The organism is Pseudomonas sp. YeP6b (assembly GCF_025642995.1).
Classification (GTDB): domain Bacteria; phylum Pseudomonadota; class Gammaproteobacteria; order Pseudomonadales; family Pseudomonadaceae; genus Aquipseudomonas.
Map to the genome: position 1 here is coordinate 1,983,704 of NZ_CP080090.1, position 18,207 is coordinate 2,001,910.

20 protein-coding genes and 1 tRNA gene are annotated in these 18,207 nt (G+C 59.3%); 15 read left to right on the top strand and 6 right to left on the bottom strand.

What is annotated here, in order from left to right; translation table 11 throughout:
* Positions 1–21: 21 nt before the first annotated feature.
* The gene (locus KZH41_RS08890; RefSeq protein ID WP_242154899.1) at positions 22–963 is read right to left on the bottom strand and encodes a YgfZ/GcvT domain-containing protein; all 942 of its coding nucleotides are present in this window, start codon (positions 961–963) and stop codon (positions 22–24) included.
* Positions 964–1,103: 140 nt separating this feature from the next.
* On the opposite strand from KZH41_RS08890, the gene KZH41_RS08895 reads away from it, so the two are divergent.
* Both KZH41_RS08895 and KZH41_RS08900 read left to right on the top strand, forming a co-directional pair.
* The gene (locus KZH41_RS08895; protein ID WP_263274699.1) at positions 1,104–1,358 is read left to right on the top strand and encodes a succinate dehydrogenase assembly factor 2; all 255 of its coding nucleotides are present in this window, start codon (positions 1,104–1,106) and stop codon (positions 1,356–1,358) included.
* Entirely contained in the window at positions 1,342–1,788 is a 447-nt protein-coding gene (locus KZH41_RS08900; RefSeq protein WP_094950995.1) for a protein YgfX, read from the top strand. The genes KZH41_RS08895 and KZH41_RS08900 overlap by 17 nt, the downstream gene beginning before the upstream one ends.
* Here the strand turns inward: KZH41_RS08900 and nadB are convergent.
* Positions 1,757–3,373 carry an L-aspartate oxidase gene (nadB, locus tag KZH41_RS08905; protein WP_242154901.1) on the bottom strand — a complete coding sequence of 539 codons (1,617 nt, stop codon included), beginning with the start codon at positions 3,371–3,373 and terminating at the stop codon, positions 1,757–1,759. The two genes, KZH41_RS08900 and nadB, sit on opposite strands and share 32 nt — an antisense overlap.
* 462 nt (positions 3,374–3,835) lie before the next feature.
* On the opposite strand from nadB, the gene rpoE reads away from it, so the two are divergent.
* The 4 genes from rpoE (at position 3,836) to KZH41_RS08925 (ending at position 7,684) form a co-directional block, all read left to right on the top strand.
* Positions 3,836–4,417 carry an RNA polymerase sigma factor RpoE gene (rpoE, locus tag KZH41_RS08910; RefSeq protein WP_003172477.1) on the top strand — a complete coding sequence of 194 codons (582 nt, stop codon included), beginning with the start codon at positions 3,836–3,838 and terminating at the stop codon, positions 4,415–4,417.
* Positions 4,418–4,449: 32 nt separating this feature from the next.
* Positions 4,450–5,037, top strand: a complete 588-nt coding sequence (locus KZH41_RS08915; RefSeq protein WP_034096393.1) for a sigma-E factor negative regulatory protein — start codon at positions 4,450–4,452, stop codon at positions 5,035–5,037.
* 16 nt (positions 5,038–5,053) lie between these two features.
* Positions 5,054–6,013 carry a MucB/RseB C-terminal domain-containing protein gene (locus tag KZH41_RS08920; protein ID WP_242156020.1) on the top strand — a complete coding sequence of 320 codons (960 nt, stop codon included), beginning with the start codon at positions 5,054–5,056 and terminating at the stop codon, positions 6,011–6,013.
* Positions 6,014–6,247: 234 nt separating this feature from the next.
* Entirely contained in the window at positions 6,248–7,684 is a 1,437-nt protein-coding gene (locus tag KZH41_RS08925; RefSeq protein ID WP_094952666.1) for a DegQ family serine endoprotease, read from the top strand.
* Between the two features lie 56 nt (positions 7,685–7,740).
* Here the strand turns inward: KZH41_RS08925 and KZH41_RS08930 are convergent, their stop codons facing one another.
* On the bottom strand, positions 7,741–9,174 hold the full coding sequence (locus tag KZH41_RS08930; RefSeq protein WP_242154903.1) for a M48 family metalloprotease: 1,434 nt from the start codon (positions 9,172–9,174) through the stop codon (positions 7,741–7,743).
* Positions 9,175–9,269: 95 nt separating this feature from the next.
* Between KZH41_RS08930 and KZH41_RS08935 the strand changes: the two genes are divergently transcribed.
* The gene (locus KZH41_RS08935) at positions 9,270–9,509 is read left to right on the top strand and encodes a sulfurtransferase TusA family protein (RefSeq protein WP_010212198.1); all 240 of its coding nucleotides are present in this window, start codon (positions 9,270–9,272) and stop codon (positions 9,507–9,509) included.
* A gap of 31 nt (positions 9,510–9,540) precedes the next feature.
* Positions 9,541–10,611 carry an AI-2E family transporter gene (locus KZH41_RS08940; RefSeq protein ID WP_094952668.1) on the top strand — a complete coding sequence of 357 codons (1,071 nt, stop codon included), beginning with the start codon at positions 9,541–9,543 and terminating at the stop codon, positions 10,609–10,611.
* 36 nt (positions 10,612–10,647) lie between these two features.
* On the opposite strand, the gene KZH41_RS08945 is transcribed toward KZH41_RS08940, so the two are convergent.
* Together KZH41_RS08945 and KZH41_RS08950 are read right to left on the bottom strand one after the other, a co-directional pair.
* Positions 10,648–11,121: a peroxiredoxin gene (locus tag KZH41_RS08945; protein WP_242154906.1), complete on the bottom strand. Its 474-nt coding sequence runs from the start codon at positions 11,119–11,121 to the stop codon at positions 10,648–10,650.
* Positions 11,122–11,131: 10 nt separating this feature from the next.
* Positions 11,132–11,692, bottom strand: a complete 561-nt coding sequence (locus tag KZH41_RS08950) for a glycine cleavage system protein R (RefSeq protein WP_003172487.1) — start codon at positions 11,690–11,692, stop codon at positions 11,132–11,134.
* Positions 11,693–11,965: 273 nt separating this feature from the next.
* On the opposite strand from KZH41_RS08950, the gene dapA reads away from it, so the two are divergent.
* From dapA to KZH41_RS08975, 5 genes are all read left to right on the top strand, one after another.
* On the top strand, positions 11,966–12,844 hold the full coding sequence (gene dapA, locus KZH41_RS08955; protein ID WP_094952670.1) for a 4-hydroxy-tetrahydrodipicolinate synthase: 879 nt from the start codon (positions 11,966–11,968) through the stop codon (positions 12,842–12,844).
* Positions 12,845–12,861: 17 nt separating this feature from the next.
* Positions 12,862–13,977: an outer membrane protein assembly factor BamC gene (bamC, locus tag KZH41_RS08960; RefSeq protein WP_094952671.1), complete on the top strand. Its 1,116-nt coding sequence runs from the start codon at positions 12,862–12,864 to the stop codon at positions 13,975–13,977.
* Positions 13,978–13,981: 4 nt separating this feature from the next.
* Entirely contained in the window at positions 13,982–14,740 is a 759-nt protein-coding gene (locus tag KZH41_RS08965) for an MBL fold metallo-hydrolase (RefSeq protein ID WP_094952672.1), read from the top strand.
* A gap of 27 nt (positions 14,741–14,767) precedes the next feature.
* The gene (gene purC / locus KZH41_RS08970) at positions 14,768–15,481 is read left to right on the top strand and encodes a phosphoribosylaminoimidazolesuccinocarboxamide synthase (protein ID WP_094952673.1); all 714 of its coding nucleotides are present in this window, start codon (positions 14,768–14,770) and stop codon (positions 15,479–15,481) included.
* 83 nt (positions 15,482–15,564) lie between these two features.
* Positions 15,565–15,654, top strand: a tRNA-Ser gene (locus KZH41_RS08975).
* Between the two features lie 58 nt (positions 15,655–15,712).
* Here the strand turns inward: KZH41_RS08975 and KZH41_RS08980 are convergent.
* Positions 15,713–16,939: an MFS transporter gene (locus KZH41_RS08980; protein ID WP_242154910.1), complete on the bottom strand. Its 1,227-nt coding sequence runs from the start codon at positions 16,937–16,939 to the stop codon at positions 15,713–15,715.
* A 276-nt stretch (positions 16,940–17,215) separates the two neighbouring features.
* On the opposite strand from KZH41_RS08980, the gene KZH41_RS08985 reads away from it, so the two are divergent.
* Together KZH41_RS08985 and KZH41_RS08990 are read left to right on the top strand one after the other, a co-directional pair.
* The gene (locus tag KZH41_RS08985) at positions 17,216–17,470 is read left to right on the top strand and encodes a hypothetical protein (RefSeq protein WP_242154912.1); all 255 of its coding nucleotides are present in this window, start codon (positions 17,216–17,218) and stop codon (positions 17,468–17,470) included.
* Between the two features lie 166 nt (positions 17,471–17,636).
* Complete coding sequence (locus KZH41_RS08990) at positions 17,637–18,194, top strand: cytochrome b (protein ID WP_263274700.1); 558 nt, start codon at positions 17,637–17,639, stop codon at positions 18,192–18,194.
* The last annotated feature ends 13 nt before the right edge of the window (positions 18,195–18,207 follow it).

Here is an 18,207-nt window from a genome sequence, read left to right on the forward strand (position 1 = left end):
TGTTGCAAAAAGGTATGGCGATTAACGCTGGATCTCTTGATCGCGATCCAGTTGGTAAGGCAGATCGAGCAGTTGCAAGCCGGGGCCTTCCAGGGTGCCTAAGTGCACATCGCCACTGTCAGCAGCTTCGGCTTGCAACACGGCCAGAAGTTCAACGGATTGGTCAGCTTTTGCTGCTATCACCACTTCACCGATGGCGCTGTTGTGGCTGGGCGCGAACAGCGGGGTGCCTGGCTCGGGCAATTCCGCGCCGTCGAGGCGCAGGCGATACAGGCGACGCTTGAGCTTGCCCAGGTACTGCATGCGCGCGACGATTTCCTGGCCGGTGTAGCAGCCTTTCTTGAAGCTGACGCCGCCGACGGCCTGCAGGTTGAGCATCTGTGGGATGAACAGTTCGCGGGTCTGGGGCATGACCTGGCCGATGCCGGCGCGGATCTGGCCGAGCAGCCAGTCATTCAAGTCAGCTTGTTGCAGCTGTGCAGCCAATTGGTTGCGCAATGCTTCGGCTTGTTCGGCGGGCACCCAGAGTTCGGCACGCCCGGGGGAGACGCGGAGGGCGATCAACGCTTCGGTGCGCGCTACGCTGTCGGTCTCGGCAGGCAGTTCAAGTCCGAGGGCGGCCAGGGTTTGATCTGCATTCGCCAGGCCGAAACGCGCCCAGGCGGTGCTTTCGTCGGTGAGTTTAGACTTGGAGAACACCGCGTATTTTTTCAGGTCAGCCAGTTGCGGCTCGAGCAGTTCGGTGGCCATGGCCAGGAGCACGCCATCACCTTGCAGCAGGATGCGAAAACTCGACTGCATGCGCCCTTTTTGCGTGCAGCGCGCGCCGAGGCTGGCCTGGGTGTCACTCAGGTAATTGAGGTTGCAGGTCAGTTGCCCCTGCAGGAACTTGGCAGCGTCGGCGCCGCGGACGGCGAGAACGCCTTCGTGGGACAGGGGGCAGAAAAAAGCAGAGTCGGCCATGGGTCATCGCAGGTCAAAAAGTCATGGGTGCATCATAGAGGGGCGCCCGGCAAATGGATAGTTTCCGTAGGGGGCGACCAACGCCGACTGGTCCGCTGCCGTCGGGGCTGTATACTTGCGCACTATTTGAGGAGCGCTCCATGGTCGAAGAAGTAGAAATCAATCGCCTCTACTGGCACAGCCGTCGTGGCATGCTCGAGTTGGATGTGTTGTTGGTGCCTTTCACCCGAGAGGTGTACAAGTCGCTCAATGAGGTGGATCGCAAACTCTACGAGCGGCTGCTGACTTGCGAAGACCAGGACATGTTCGGCTGGTTCATGGAACGTGCCGAATCTGAGGATCCGGAGCTGCAGCGCATGGTTCGCAAGATTCTGGACCGTGTCCAGCCTAAGTAATCGCTTCGAATGCCGCTGGCAGGCCTCTCGGCTGCTGCTGGCGGCGTATCTGCTTGCCCAGCTGTTCGCACTGGGTGCCTTGCTCGTTATCGCGTTGCCTTTTGCAAGCCTTGGCCTGCTGTTGTGCCTGGCTCATGCCGCCTGGGTGTTACCTCGGCATATTCTGTTGACCCACCGTTCGTCGATTCGCGGCCTGCGCCGCGACGAAGACGGCTGGCAGTTATTCAGCAATGAGCGCGGTTGGCACAGTGTGCAGCTGCGTCCAGACAGCCTGGCATTACCGTTGATCGTGGTCCTGCGCTACCGGGTGCCGGGCGCGTGGTGGGTGCGTTCGATTTGCGTGCCGAGGGATTCGCAGGCTGGCGATGTGCATCGGCGCCTGCGGGTGCGTTTGAAGTTCAGCCGCCGTAGGTGGTTGGCACCAGGATAGTGTCGCGGGCCTCGGGCAGCATCTGCGGGTAGTCGAGGGTGTAATGCAGGCCTCGACTTTCTTTGCGCTCCATGGCTGAGCGAATCATCAGTTCCGCCACTTGGGCCAAATTGCGCAATTCGATCAAGTCGCGGCTGACTTTGTAGTTGCTGTAGAACTCGTCGATCTCGTCCAGCAGCAACCGCACGCGGTGTTGAGCGCGTTGCAGGCGCTTGTTGGTGCGCACAATTCCCACGTAGTCCCACATGAAGCGGCGCAGCTCGTCCCAGTTGTGGGCGATGATCACGTCTTCGTCCGAATCGGTAACTTGGCTGGCGTCCCAGCGGGGCAGGGCGGCGGGTACCGGGATGCGTGGCAGTTGCTCGAGGATGTCGGCGGCGGCTGAACGGGCGTAGACGAAGCACTCGAGCAGCGAGTTGCTGGCCATGCGGTTAGCGCCGTGCAGGCCGGTGAAGCTGGTTTCGCCGATCGCGTACAGGCCGGGCACGTCGGTGCGGCCGTGTTGGTCGACCATCACGCCACCGCAGGTGTAGTGCGCGGCCGGCACCACCGGGATCGGGCCTTTGGTGATGTCGATGTTGAACGCCAGGCAGCGCTCGTAGACGGTGGGGAAGTGGGTCTTGATGAAGGCTTCGGGTTTGTGGCTGATGTCCAAGTAGACGCAATCAATGCCCAGGCGCTTCATTTCGTGGTCGATGGCGCGGGCGACGATATCCCGTGGCGCCAGTTCGGCGCGTGGGTCGAAGCGTTGCATGAAGCGCTCGCCATTCGGCAGTTTCAGGTGTGCGCCTTCACCACGCAGGGCTTCGGTGATCAAGAAACTCTTGGCCTGCGGGTGATACAGGCAGGTGGGGTGGAACTGGTTGAATTCCAGGTTGGCCACCCGGCAGCCCGAACGCCAGGCCATCGCGATGCCATCACCACAGGCACCGTCGGGGTTGCTGGTGTAGAGGTAGACCTTGGCTGCGCCGCCCGAAGCGAGAATGGTGAAGCGCGCGCCGTAGGTGTCGACTTCGCCGCTGGCGCGGTTGAGCACGTAGGCGCCGAGGCAGCGTTCGCCGTCCAGGCCCAGGCGTTTTTCGGTGATCAGGTCGACGGCTACCCGTTGTTCGAGCAACTCGATGTTGGGGCGTTGGCGGGCCTGGTCGAGCAGAGTCTTGAAGATCGCGGCGCCGGTGGCGTCGGCGGCGTGGATGATGCGGCGATGGCTGTGGCCGCCTTCACGGGTCAGGTGGAATTCGAATCCACCGTCGTCACTGCCCGCGTGTTCGTCGCGGGTGAACGGCACACCTTGGTCGATCAGCCATTGGATGGCTTCGCGGCTATGCTCAACGGTGAAGCGCACGGCGTCTTCATTGCACAGGCCGCCGCCGGCGTTGAGGGTGTCTTCGACGTGGGATTGCACCGTGTCGGTGTCATCGAGTACCGCTGCGACGCCGCCTTGTGCCCAGAATGTCGAGCCGTTGGCGAGGTCACCTTTGCTCAGCACTGCAATGCGCAGGTGGTTGGGGAGAGTCAGTGCGAGGCTCAAGCCGGCCGCGCCACTACCGATCACCAGGACATCGTGTTGAAACTGTTGGCTCATTTGAAGGATTCCGCAAAAAGCGATCCAAAGGGGTGGCGCAAACAGGACGCCTGGATCGGCGAATCAAAGGGTCACACGGGCCACTAGTATATAGAGGGGGGGAGCGGCACAATAGCCGGGCATTCGTGGCAATGTGAGATTACGGCGCACGGCGAGGTAAAATCGTCGGGTTATTGAAGCGGGAACTTTTTGCATAAGCCCCGACTCAATAGCAGGTTGCCCGAAAGCTGGGAAAACGTTGAGTTTATTGGCCCGTCGGGAGCATTGGACGCGTCAGAAAACCGGCGACAAGATTATTCGCGCAGCCGGCGTTGCCCGTGCTGCGTTTTTCGTGTGTGCCAAATCAGTGCGCGCCGGAAACTTGCTTTGAGGGGGAGAACTTTTGCGAAAAGTCCGAGTCTATGTTTGCAAGCCTGATCGTTTAGTTATGCAAGCCTCCTTCAAGTACAACGAGGAGTGTTCATGCTAACCCAGGAAGAGGATCAGCAGCTGGTCGAGCGCGTTCAACGCGGCGACAAGCGAGCATTTGATCTGCTAGTGCTGAAATACCAGCACAAAATTCTCGGGTTGATCGTGCGGTTTGTGCACGACACCCATGAAGCGCAGGACGTTGCACAGGAAGCCTTTATCAAGGCGTACCGTGCACTTGGTAACTTTCGCGGTGATAGTGCGTTTTACACGTGGCTATATCGCATCGCCATCAACACGGCGAAGAACTATCTGGTGTCTCGCGGCCGCCGCCCACCGGATAGCGATGTAAGTTCAGAAGATGCAGAATTTTATGATGGTGATCACGGCCTCAAAGATCTCGAGTCGCCGGAGCGTGCTTTGCTGCGCGACGAGATCGAAGGCACCGTTCATCGCACAATTCAGCAACTTCCAGAAGATTTACGTACGGCGTTAACTTTACGTGAATTCGATGGTCTGAGTTACGAAGACATTGCGAGCGTCATGCAGTGTCCGGTGGGGACTGTAAGGTCACGGATTTTCCGGGCCCGGGAAGCCATCGATAAAGCCTTGCAACCGTTGTTGCAGGAAAACTAAAGACAGCGGCGACAGCCAAGAGAGGAACCGCCATGAGTCGTGATGCCCTGCAGGAATCGCTGTCCGCAGTGATGGATAACGAAGCGGATGAACTGGAACTTCGTCGAGTGCTTAACGCATTTGATGATGCCGAAACCCGTGATACCTGGTCTCGTTACCAAGTCGCTCGGGCGGTGATGCACAAGGATCTTTTAATCCCTCGTCTGGATATTGCTGCGGCCGTTTCTGCTGCGCTGGCTGATGAAGCCGTTCCGGCAAAAGCTGCTCGTGGTCCATGGCGTAGCCTGGGTCGTCTGGCAGTCGCTGCTTCGGTAACCGTTGCTGTGCTGGCCGGTGTTCGCCTGTACAACCAGGACGAAATCGCGGGTGCCGAGCTGGCCCAACAGACTCAGCAACCGGTCATGGCCGGTCCGCAAGTTAAAGGTCCAGCCGTACTGGCCGGCTACAAGGAAAGCTCCGATGCCACCGGCCCTATGGCTAACGGTGTACTTCAAGGGCAATCCGGCTGGCAGGATCAGCGTCTTCCAGGTTACCTGCGCCAACACGCACAGGAATCGGCCTTGAAAGGGACTGAAAGCGCTCTGCCATACGCTCGTGCAGCAAGTCTGGAAAACCGCTAAACCGCTAAGGGGCTCTATGCGCGCCATACCGCTCCTTACGCTTTTGCTCAGTGGCTGGTTTGCACTCCCCGCCCATGCCGATGAAGCCCAAGACTGGCTTACTCGACTTGGGCGTGCAGAGCAGCAGCAAAGCTTTCAAGGTACGTTTGTCTACGAACGTAATGGCAGTTTTTCTACCCATGACATCTGGCATCGTGTCCAGGATGGTCAGGTCCGAGAGCGGCTTTTGCAGCTCGATGGGTCGGCCCAGGAAGTCGTGCGCGTAGATGGCCGCACGCAATGTGTCAGTGGCACGTTGATCGCAGGCCTTGGTAATTCCCCTGATGCGCCGTCGCGCGCACTTGACCCGCAAAAACTCACTCAATTCTATGAACTGGCCGTCATTGGCAAATCGCGCGTGGCCGGTCGTAATGCGGTGATTGTGGCGATCACGCCGCGTGACCAGTACAGGTATGGCTTTGAGTTGCACCTGGATCGTGAAACCGCGCTGCCGCTCAAATCCTTGTTGCTCAATGATCAGGGCCAGCTGTTGGAGCGTTTCCAGTTCACGCGACTGAACACTTCGCCGTCCCCCTCCGATCGTGACTTGCAGCCCACTAGCGAGTGCGCGCCTTTAGCCACCTCCAAGAACAAAGCGCCTGAAGTGCCCGCCACCCATGCGTGGCACCTGGATTGGTTGCCTCCTGGCTTCCAGCTCACCAGCAGCATTGCGCGTAGAGATACGCAGACCCAATCTACCGTCGACAGCCTGATGTATGACGACGGGCTTGCACGTTTTTCTGTGTTTCTCGAGTCAACCGACGGCGCGAGCGTAAGTGAAACGCGCACCCAGCTAGGCCCAACCGTTGCTGTATCCCGTCGCCTGAACACAGTCGATGGCGAAGTAGTGGTGACGGTCGTCGGCGAAATCCCCATCGGCACCGCCGAGCGCATTGCGCTGTCGGTACGTGGCGAAAAGACAGCCACCAAGCCGTGAATTGTTAATCCTATGTTCATCCTGGTCTTTCAATCTGCGCCTAAGCTTGGTTGGGTGCTGAGAGTATGAAATCTCTGGATCAGTATTTTCACTTGCAAAAAATCCCCATATTTTTTATAGGTCAGGGCCTGCCGGCCCTGGCCTTGTTTTGTTCGCGGAACAAAGATGTCGGTCGCAGTTTTCGGCGTTTCTTGAACCCTGTCGCTCAACCCTGCTCGTCGTAACGGGAGCTGTATGTCGATACCACGTTTGAAGTCTTACCTATCCATAGTCGCCACGGTGCTGGTGCTGGGTCAGGCCCTGCCCGCGCAAGCGGCCGAGCTGCCTGACTTCACCCAACTGGTGGAGCAGGCCTCGCCTGCCGTGGTGAACATCAGTACCACGCAAAAACTGCCGGATCGCAAGGTCTCGAACCAGCAGATGCCGGACCTTGAGGGCTTGCCGCCCATGCTGCGCGAGTTCTTCGAGCGCGGCATGCCGCAACCGCGCTCCCCTCGGGGCGGTGGAGGTCAGCGTGAAGCGCAGTCCTTGGGCTCGGGCTTCATCATTTCTCCGGACGGCTACATCCTGACTAACAACCACGTGATTGCCGACGCTGACGAGATCCTCGTTCGTCTGGCTGATCGCAGTGAGCTTAAAGCCAAGCTGGTTGGCACCGATCCGCGTTCCGACGTGGCCTTGTTGAAAATCGAAGGCAAAGATCTACCGGTGCTGAAACTGGGTAAATCCCAGGACCTGAAAGCCGGGCAATGGGTAGTGGCGATCGGTTCACCGTTCGGCTTCGACCATACCGTCACCCAGGGCATTGTCAGCGCCATCGGCCGTAGCCTGCCAAATGAAAACTACGTGCCGTTCATCCAGACTGACGTGCCGATCAACCCGGGTAACTCCGGTGGTCCGCTGTTCAACCTGGCGGGCGAAGTGGTCGGGATCAACTCGCAGATCTATACCCGTTCCGGTGGCTTCATGGGCGTGTCCTTCGCCATCCCGATCGACGTGGCCATGGATGTTTCCAACCAGCTCAAAAGCGGTGGCAAAGTCAGCCGTGGCTGGTTGGGCGTAGTGATCCAGGAAGTGAACAAAGATCTGGCTGAGTCCTTCGGTCTTGATAAGCCGGCCGGTGCCCTTGTCGCGCAGATCCAGGGTGACGGCCCGGCTGCCAAAGGTGGCCTGCAAGTAGGCGACGTGATCCTGAGCATGAATGGCCAGCCGATCATCATGTCGGCTGACCTGCCGCATTTGGTAGGTGCACTCAAGGCCGGTAGCAAAGCCAAGCTGGAAGTGATTCGTGAAGGCAAGCGCCAGACCGTTGAGCTGACCGTAGGCGCAATTCCGGAAGAGGGCGCCACCCTGGATGCCCTGGGCAACACCAAGCCGGGCGCCGAGCGCAGCAGCAATCGCCTGGGCATCGCCGTAGCCGAGCTGACGGATGAGCAAAAGAAAGCCTTTGACCTTAAAAGTGGCGTAGTGATCAAGGAAGTGCAGGACGGCCCTGCCTCCTTGATTGGCCTGCAGCCAGGTGATGTCATCACCCACCTGAACAATCAGGCCATCGACACCACCAAGCAGTTCACCGACATCGCCAAGGCGCTGCCGAAGAACCGTTCGGTATCGATGCGCGTGTTGCGTCAAGGGCGTGCAAGCTTCATCACCTTCAAGCTGGCCGAGTAATCCGCTAGAACAATAAAAAGCCCCGCGAAAGCGGGGCTTTTTTGTGGGCGGCGGGTTTAGCTCATCATCCCTTTTACCAAGCGTTCCTGTTCGATCAGCTCACGCTGGCGTGCGTCGATACGCGAGGACAGCGGGAAGTTGTTGCCGGCGCGGCGCTTGGCGAAGTCCAGTTGCTGAATGGCCTGCTGGAAGTCGCCTACCAATGCAAAGTACTCGGCGCGGGCTTGATGCAAGCCGATGATGTTGCCGGACAGTCCGCGTGTCTCGGCGACCTGGTACCAGACGTCCGGATCATCAGGACGGGACTTGAGCAACGCATCCAAGGCCTTCTCCGCATCGGTGGTACGGTTCTGCTTGAGCAGCAAGTCCACGCGTACCTGATTCAGCGGATAGTTGCCGGGGTATTGGGTCAGCATCCGGTCAGTGCGTTGCTGCGCATCTGGCAAGCGGTTGTTGGTGATGTCCAGCTCGATCTGCGCCAGGTTGTAAATGATGTCGTTGGGTGCCTTGGCCAGCAGCGGCGCCAGGGTTTCCCGTGCTTCCTTGAGCTGGGTGCCCTTGATCTGGGCGATGGCCAGGCCGTAGCGCGCCACATCGTTTTTCGGGTTCTCATCCAGTTGTGCCTGGAAGCGCTTGGCAGCCAGGCCCGGCGTATCTTCGTATTGCAACTGTACCCGCGCGCGAATCAGTTGATAACGCAGGCTGTCTTCCTTGCCGCCGGTTTTGGCTTGCTCGGCGCGGTTACGGGTGTCGGCGATCCGTGATTCGGTGACTGGGTGAGTCAGCAGGAATTCCGGCGGTTTGGCGTCAAAACGGTATTGGCGCATCAGCCGCTCGAACATGGTCGGCATGGAGCGGGGGTCGTAACCGGCTTTTTCCAGATTGAGGATGCCGATACGGTCAGCCTCCTGTTCGTTCTGGCGCGAGAACCGGCGTTGCTCCTGAATGGCCGCTGCTTGGCTGCCGGCAATCGCGGCAATACCGGCATCACCTGCACCCGCTGCCGCAGCGATAATGCCGCCGAGCAAAGCGGCCATCATCGGGATCTGCATGCGTGACTGCGCTTCCACACCGCGGGCAAAGTGGCGCTGGGACAAGTGAGCCAATTCGTGGGCGAGTACCGAGGCATATTCGCCTTCGGTCTGGGCATTGAGGAACAGGCCGCCGTTGACCCCGACAATCCCGCCAGGGGCGGCAAAGGCGTTGAGTTGCGGGCTGTTGATCAGGATGAACTCCAGGCGCCGGTCATTGACCTGGCTGGTCTCCACCAGCTTGTAAACGCTGGTTTCGACGTAATCCTTGAGCTGCGGGTCATTGAGTTGCGAGACCTGGCCGCGCAGATAGGCCAGCCATGCGCGGCCCAACTGATATTCCTGTTGTGGCGAGACAATGGCAGAACTGGCGTCGCCAAGTGACGGCAGGTCGTCCGCGAAGCCTGGAGAGGCCAGCAGGCAAGCCAGCGTCAGCAGGGTGGGGCGCAAAAAAGTCATGCACAGAGCCTTTCGACAAAGAGGTTACTGTAGCCGGACACTGAGCTTCGGACCAGATATTCTAAGCACCCTAAACGCTTGCCCGGAGTAAAACCATGACCGACGCTGTAGCCTTTGATGCCGAACTCGATGCCAGCGGCCTCAATTGCCCGTTGCCGTTGCTCAAGGCCAAGCTGGAACTCAATCGATTGGCCAGCGGTGCAGTACTCAAGGTGATCGCCACGGACGCAGGCTCCCAGCGTGATTTCCGTACGTTTGCCAAGTTGGCCGGCCACACCTTGTTGCACGAAGAAGACGCCGCCGGCGTGTACCGCTATTGGTTGCGCAAGGCCTGAACCGTTTGCCCCCATCACCCGAGGTTGATTGATGTTCAAAGTGTTACGAGACTGGATTCAGCGCTACTTCTCCGATGAAGAGGCCGTGGTGCTGGCGGTCCTGCTGTTCCTGGCCTTTACCGCCGTGCTCACCTTAGGTGGCATGTTGGCACCGGTGCTGGCAGGGATGGTGTTGGCGTACCTGATGCAAGGCCTAGTCACCACCCTGGAGCGTTTGCGCTTGCCGGGCGGGGTGGCGGTGGGGCTGGTGTTTGCCTTGTTCATGGGGCTGTTGGTGGTGTTCATCGTGGTGCTGCTGCCGTTACTGTGGCATCAGTTGATCACCCTGTTCAACGAGCTGCCGGGCATGCTCGCCAAGTGGCAATCGCTGTTGCTGCTGTTGCCGGAACGCTACCCGCACTTGGTGTCGGATGAGCAGGTGCTGCAGGCCATCGAAGTGGCGCGCGGCGAGATCGGAAAATTCGGGCAATGGGCGCTGACCTTTTCCCTCTCCAGCTTGCCGCTGCTGGTCAACATCATGATCTACCTGGTGCTGGTGCCGATCCTGGTGTTCTTCTTCCTCAAGGACCGCGCAATGATTGGTCGCTGGGTCAGCGGGTATCTACCGCGTGAGCGCGCGTTGATCACTCGCGTGGCTGAGGAAATGAACCGGCAGATCGCTAATTACATCCGCGGCAAGGTCATCGAGATTGTTATCTGCGGGGGCGTTACCTACATCGCGTTTGTGGCGCTGGGGCTGAACTACGCGGCACTGCTGGCGTTGCTGGTGGGGGTGTCGGTGGTGGTGCCGTATGTCGGCGCGGTGGTGGTGACGGTGCCGGTGATGCTGATCGCATTGTTTCAATGGGGCTGGAGTGACCAGTTCATCTACCTGATGGCGGTGTACGGCATTATCCAGACCCTGGACGGTAACGTGCTGGTGCCGCTGCTGTTCTCGGAGGCCGTCAACCTGCACCCGGTAGCGATCATCTGTGCAGTGTTGTTGTTTGGTGGGTTGTGGGGGTTTTGGGGCGTGTTCTTTGCGATCCCGTTGGCGACGTTGTTCAAGGCCGTACTGGATGCATGGCCGCGGCAAGAACCGGTGGTTGCGCCTTTGTTGTAACGATTGGGGCGAACACCCAGTGTTCGCCCCAAAGATTCAAGCCTTGTTCAACGCCTGCGCCGCCGCCAAAACGGCATCCACATGCCCTGGTACTTTCACGCCGCGCCATTCCTGACGCAGCACGCCATCCTTGTCGATCAGGAAGGTGCTGCGATCCACGCCCAGGTATTCCTTGCCGTACAGCTTCTTCAACTTGATCACATCAAACAGCTGGCAAACTGCTTCGTCCTTGTCGCTGATCAGCTCGAAGGGGAATTCCTGCTTGCCCTTGAAGTTTTCGTGGGACTTCACGCTGTCGCGCGACACGCCAAACACCTCGGTGTTGGCGGCCTTGAAATCAGCATATTGGTCGCGAAAACCCTGGCCTTCGGTCGTGCAGCCCGGGGTGCTGTCCTTAGGGTAGAAGTAGATCACCACTTGCTTGCCCTTGAGGGCGGCGAGGCTGAACGTCTGGCCGCTGGTGGCCTGAGCTTCGAAGTCGGCCACGGGTTTGTCGATGGCTACCGGCATGAGTACTTCCTTACATTGGGTTCTGTGGGCGCCATGGCTCGATCAACGCGTCGAGGTTCAGGGCATCGGCGAAATCCAGGAATTGGTCACGCAGCCAGCTGATCTGCACGCCGGCCGGCAAGGTCACGGTGAACGTGGCGTTGAGCATGGTGCCGCCGGTTTGTGGCGCTTGATAGGTGTCGCAGGTCAGGTTTTCCAGCTCGACGTTGTGGTCGATAAAGAACTGGCACAGCTCGTTGACGATGTCCGAGCGGTAGGCCGAGCTGACATACGCCACATAAGGCAGGGCCTGTGGACGGTTCTCGAGTGCGGCACTGCGGACCACATTGACGGTGAAATCGTGCTTCTTGGCCAGGCCCGGCAGGCCGGTCTCCAGGCGCGCCAGGGCGTCCCAGGTACCGGAAATCTGCAGCACCAGCGCACTGCATTCGCCATGGCGTGTGAGGCGGGAGGTTACGACGGCGCAGCGGTTTTCATGGCTGGCGCGGCACAGGACGTTAGTCAGCTCCATGGGGTTGGCGCCAAGGGCACTGATAACAAGGAATTGTTCGCGAACTGTGGGGGTGGACATGCAGCCTTCCTAAAACGATGAGCGGTCGATACGGTGAGGGCTGTATCGATCAAAGGATGAAGGGTAGCGAAAACCGTCGCCAAGGGATAGGAGGTGGCGTTTTCATTGCGTGATCAGTCTGATTTCAGCGTGCTTCAAGCCATGCTTTGGCTCAATGATGGCATTGCCCGTCGTTTAGTTGCCCCAGAACGCATCCTCAGGCGGTACTTCGCTTGTACAAGCATCTTGGCGCCAGTACCATTACGGCTCTCTTTTTCCGGCAGGAGCGGTTGCATGATTGCGGGCAGTATGGTGGCACTGGTCACACCCATGGATGCACAAGGTCATCTCGACTGGGATAGCCTGGGCAAACTGGTGGACTTCCACCTGCAAGAGGGCACCAACGCCATTGTGGCGGTCGGCACCACGGGTGAATCGGCCACACTGGATGTGGAAGAACACATCCAGGTGATCGAATTCGTGGTCAAGCGCGTCGCGGGCCGTATCGCCGTGATCGCCGGTACGGGCGCCAACTCGACGCGTGAAGCGATCGAGCTGACCAAAAACGCCAAGAAGGCCGGCGCCGATGCCTGCCTGCTGGTGACCCCGTACTACAACAAGCCGACCCAGGAAGGCCTGTACCAGCACTTTCGCACCATTGCCGAAGCCGTTGATATCCCGCAGATCCTCTACAACGTTCCCGGCCGCACTGCCTGCGACATGAAGGCTGAGACCGTGATTCGCCTGTCCACGGTGCCGAACATCATCGGTATCAAGGAAGCCACCGGCGACCTGCAACGCGCCAAGGACATCCTGGCCGGCGTGAGCAGCGACTTCCTGCTGTATTCCGGTGACGACGCCACGGCTGTCGAGCTGATCCTGCTGGGTGGCAAAGGCAACATCTCGGTGACCGCCAACGTTGCACCGCGCGCCATGAGCGAACTGTGCGCCGCCGCTATCGCCGGTGACGCCGTGACCGCCCGCGCGATCCACGAGAAGCTGATGCCGCTCAACAAGACACTGTTTATTGAATCCAACCCTATTCCCGTGAAATGGGCACTGTTTGAGATGGGCTTGATGCCGGACGGTATCCGTCTGCCGCTCACCCGGCTCAGCGAAGCCTGTCACGAACCGCTGCGACAGGCCCTGCGCCAGTCCGGCGTCCTGGTTTAATTGAGGAAGCACTACGCATGAAGCGATTGGCCGGACTTTCCGCACTTGCCTTGATTATCTCCAGCACCAGTGGCTGCGGTTGGATTTGGGGCCCGGAAGGCTACTTCCGTGACCGCGGCAGCGATTACCTGGAAGCACAAGCAACCAAACCGATGCAGCTGCCGCCGGACGTCAATGTCGCCAAGCGCCTTGACCCGTTGCTGCCTATTCCGCGTAACGTGGCCGACGACACCACTAAAGGTGAGTACGTGGTGCCACGTCCACAGCCGATCTCGGCCGTGGCGGACGCCAGCGACTACAGCCTGCAAAAGAGCGGCGACAACCGCTGGATCATCGCTCAACGTCCACCCGCCGAAGTCTGGCCTGTGGCAGTGCAGTTCTTCCAGGACAACGGTTTCCGCCTGGACCAGCAACGCCCGCAGACCGGTGAGTTCACCACTGCCTGGCAGCGCAGCAGCGAACTGTCCGCCAACATGGCCCAGCGCCTGCAGGCCAGTGGCGTAGCGGCTGACAGCGAAGCCCGTGTGCGTGTGCGCATCGAGCCTGGCGTGCAGCGCAATACCAGTGAAGTCTACGTGGTCAGCGCCGAGCGTCCTGCCGGCAGCACCGCCAACGTCGACTTCACTCCGCGTTCGGTCAACATGGGCGTTGATGCCGCGCTGGTCGACGAGATGCTGGCCAGCATGAGCCGTATCTCCGAGAAGGGCGGTTCGGTTTCCCTGCTCGCCGCACGTGATTACGACACGCCTAACCGCGTCAGCCTCACCGAAGACGGCAGCGGCAACGTGGTGCTGAACCTGGGTGAAGACCTCGACCGTGCCTGGGCCAGTGTTGGTCGCGCGTTGGAGCAGGGCCCTTGGCGCGTTGAAGACATCAACCGCAGCCTGGGCCTTTACTACATCAACGTGGCTGAAAAGGCCGAGAAGAAAGACGACGAGCCAGGTTTCTTCGGCAAACTGTTCGGCAGCAAGCCGACCAAGGAAGAGATCGAAACCCGTGCCGAGCGTTACCAAGTTCGTTTGAGCAAGGTTGGCGAAAGCGTACAAGTCACCGTCGAGAAAAACATCAACACCGTTGCGCCAGCAGAAACGGCGCGCAAAGTGTTGGGCGTGATTCAGGACAACTTGGGCTGATCCGATGCGTTTTGCCGTTCTCGGCAGCGGTAGCCAAGGGAACGGCACGCTGGTCGCCCACGACGACACGTACGTGCTGGTGGATTGTGGTTTCTCGTTAAAAGAAACCGAGCGGCGCCTGCTGCGCCTGGGGGTTCACCCCACGCAGCTGAGCGCGATTTTAGTGACCCACGAACATGCCGACCACGTGCATGGCGTGGGTTTGCTGTCTCGGCGCTACAATCTTCCGGTGTACCTGAGTCGTGGCACTCTGCGCGGGATGCGCAAACCCATAGAACCCGCAGGTTTCCTGGCCGGTGGCGAGCAGCTGCAGATTGGTGCGTTGAGCATCGATGTGATTGCCGTAGCGCACGACGCCCAGGAGCCGACGCAGTACGTATTCAGTGACGGTGAGCGGCGTTTCGGCGTGCTCACCGACCTGGGTTCCTACTGCTCCAAGGTGCTGGACGGTTACCGCAACCTCGATGCATTGATGATCGAGTCCAACCACTGCCGAGATCTGCTGGCTCGTGGTCATTACCCGTACTTTCTCAAGCAACGGGTGGGCGGCGAGCTGGGACATTTGAACAACCACCAGGCGGCGTACCTGGTGTATGAGTTGGGCTGGCAAGACCTGCAACACTTGGTCCTGGCCCACTTGAGCAGCAAGAACAACCTGCCGACGCTTGCCCGGCAATGTTTTGTCGACACCCTCGGGTGCGACCCGGACTGGCTGCAACTGGCCGATCAAGATTCAGGGCTCGACTGGCGACACATCGCCTAGCCCACCTCACTCAAAGCGGAGCCCATCATGGAAAAACGTGAAGAACTCTACCGCGGCAAAGCCAAGTCGGTGTACAAGACCGACGACGCCAACCGCCTGATCCTGCTGTTTCGCAACGACACCTCGGCGTTCGACGGCAAGCGCATCGAACAACTTGATCGCAAAGGCATGGTGAACAACAAGTTCAACGCCTTCATCATGCAGAAACTCGAAGCGGCCGGCATCCCGACCCAATTCGACAAACTGCTGGGCGACAACGAGTGCCTGGTGAAGAAGCTGGACATGATCCCGGTCGAATGCGTCGTGCGTAACTACGCCGCCGGCAGCCTGGTCAAGCGCTTGGGCGTGGAAGAAGGCCTCAAGCTCAACCCCTACACCTTCGAACTGTTCCTGAAGGACGACGCCAAGGGCGACCCGTTCATCAACGAATCCCACGTCGTGGCGTTCGGCTGGGGCACCACTGAGCAACTGGCGCGCATGAAGGAGTTGTCCCTTAAGGTCAACGACGTGCTGACCAAGCTGTTCGACGACGCCGGCCTGCTGCTGGTCGACTTCAAACTGGAATTTGGCGTATTCCACGACGGCTCCATCGTCCTGGGCGACGAATTCAGCCCGGACGGCTGCCGCCTGTGGGACAAAGACACCAAGAAGAAGATGGACAAAGACCGCTTCCGCCAGGGCCTCGGTGACGTCATCGAAGCCTACGAAGAAGTCGCCAATCGTCTCGGCGTACCGCTTTAATCGACGCAAGCATCTGATAGCACGGAAAAAAATCGCTTTTGGGGTTTGCTTCCGCGAAACACACTGTTATGATGCGCGCCGTTGGAGAGATGCCAGAGTGGCCGAATGGGACGGATTCGAAATCCGTTGTACCTTCACCGGTACCTAGGGTTCGAATCCCTATCTCTCCGCCATTACATAGAAAAAGCCCCGTAGCTGAATAAGCTACGGGGCTTTTTTGCTTTGGTCTGCTTAGCCAGGCTGCGCCACCAAGCTATTACTCACATTCCTTCCCAACACCAGCACCGTCATAAACCCACATCCCACCAATGCCGTCGCCAAACTCAACAATACCGTGCTACCCATCTGATCGACAATCTGCCCGCCAAAGAACGAGCCCAACGCAATAATCACCTGGAACAACGCGACAAACAGCGGCATGCCACGTTCGACATCCTTGGGCGCTACCACAAACATCCAGATACTCGCGCAGGCCGGGAAGGCGCCGAAGGCGAAGCCCCAGAGGCCGATCAGCATTGCGGCGCCGGTCATGCCGGTGGCGAAGTAGGGGAACAGGGCGGTGCTGGTGCCGATCATCAGCGCGACCAGTAGCAAGGTGTAACGTACGCTGCGGTTGGCGGCGAAACCGGCAAAAATGTTACCCGCTACGCCTGCCACGCCGAAGAGCAGCAGCAGCGAGCCAATGGTGGGGCCGTCGAAGCCGGAGCTGTTTTTGAAGAAAGGCGCGACGTAGGTGTACGCGGCAAAGTGCGCCAGGCCGATCAGCAATACCGCGATCAAGCCGACCCGGGCGCTTGGGTTGATAAATAAAGCCGGCAAGTCACTGATGTGAATGGCCTTTTCCGGTTTGAGTCGCGGCAGCAGGAAGACCTGCGCCAGCAACACTGGCACGCCCACCAGCGCGGTGACGAGGAAGGTCATGCGCCAGCCCATCAGGCCGCTGAGCCAGGTGCCCACGGGCACGCCGAGGACGGTGGCCAGGGTCACGCCCATCATGATGATCGACGTGGCCTTCGCTACGCCCACGCCCTTGGGCGCCAGGCGGCCGCTGAGGGCGATGGCGGTCGCCCAGAAGCCGCCGATGCTGATGCCCAGCAATACGCGGCCGAACAGCAGCAGGCTGAAGTCGCTGGCGTAGGCCACCACCGAGTTGGCGATGATCATGGTCAGCGTCAGGCCGATCAGCAGGTAGCGACGGTCCATGGCGCCAATGCTGACAGACAGCAACGGGGCGGCGAGGGCGGCCATGATGCCGGGCACGGTCACCATCAGGCCGGCGTGGCCGGCGCTGATACCGAGGTCGCTGGCGACATCGTTGAGTACGCCCACCGGCAGAAACTCACTGGTGACCAAGGCGAAGGCGCCCACGGCGACCGAGAGAATCGCCAGCCACTGCTGTTTGACGCTCTGTTGATTATGTTCGGGAGGGCCGCTAGGGACCGTGCTGGCGCTTGGCATGATGTTGGGTTCCAGAGGTTACGGTCGCCTGAAGCCAGGCGAGGGAAAGGGAAATTGGAGGCGATTATAAGAACCTGTTCTGGTAATGACACAGGCGACCGTTTCGATAATAACCATCAGTGCAATCGATTCGACGCCCTACATGACGGTTGCGTCTTTCGTACATATTTCCCCTACGTTGCTTACAGCTAGTGCGTTGCGCGTTTTTCGCTAACTCACTATCTTGGTTTCAGCGATTTCCAAGTAGGAAATCCCACACTGCAAAGGACATGCATCATGAGTAAAAACACCAAACAAACCTCCAGCACGATGGCGACGTTGGCAGCCGAAACCCTTAATAATCCAAATGCCTCTGCCATTGCCAAAAGCCTTGCCGCTTCAGCATTGGCGCAGAGCAGCACTGATAAGCAGACCAGTGCAGAGATGGAGGAGAAAGCGGGGAAGGCGCTTCAAAGCGATAAGTACAGCCAGGAAACGAAATCCCTTGCGGCTTCGGTCCTCTCCCAAGCCAATAAAGAGCGGGGAAACTGAGTTACAGCCCCGCCCGTAAATAGAAACGCCCGTAGCAAAACACGCTCCGGGTTTTTTCGTTTCTGGGTGTTCGATTTGCCAAGGCCGGCCTGAATAAATTATTCGCACCTCACCGAGTAACTTTCCCTGCTGCGGTGTTCACCCCACAGACCATTAGGGAACGGCCATGAACACCTCCTCCGACCGCTACGACCGCCTGACCCGCACGTTCCACTGGCTCACCGCCGCCGTGGTGGTCTTCCTGTTTGCCAGTGCCCATATCTGGGAAAACCTGGAGAAGGGCACCCCGCTGCGCAAGGGCCTGCAAGCGGTGCATACCTCGCTCGGCATTGCGATGGCACTGTTGATCGTCCTACGGATGGTATGGCGTGTGTTCGGCGGCAATCGCCCAAAGACCGACAGTCACCCGACGCTTAACCTGCTGGCAGAAATAGCGCCTGGTTGCCTGTACCTGTTGCTGCTGGCGCAGATTGTTTTGGGCTTCCTGTTACGCTGGGCTCAAGGTGAACCCTTCCACTTTTTCGGACTGTTTCCTGTACCCGCGCCCTTTGTGATTGATCACGCGTGGCGGGGCACCCTGGGTGGTCTGCATAACAATGTGGCCTGGGCGATCATCCTGCTGGCGGTCTTGATGGTAACCCCGATGTTCGCGGCGGCATGCCCGAAGGGCACGCATCCGGTTGGGGGCACTGGGTCCCATCACAAAGGCGGAACCTGCCAATAGTCGGTCTTTTGCG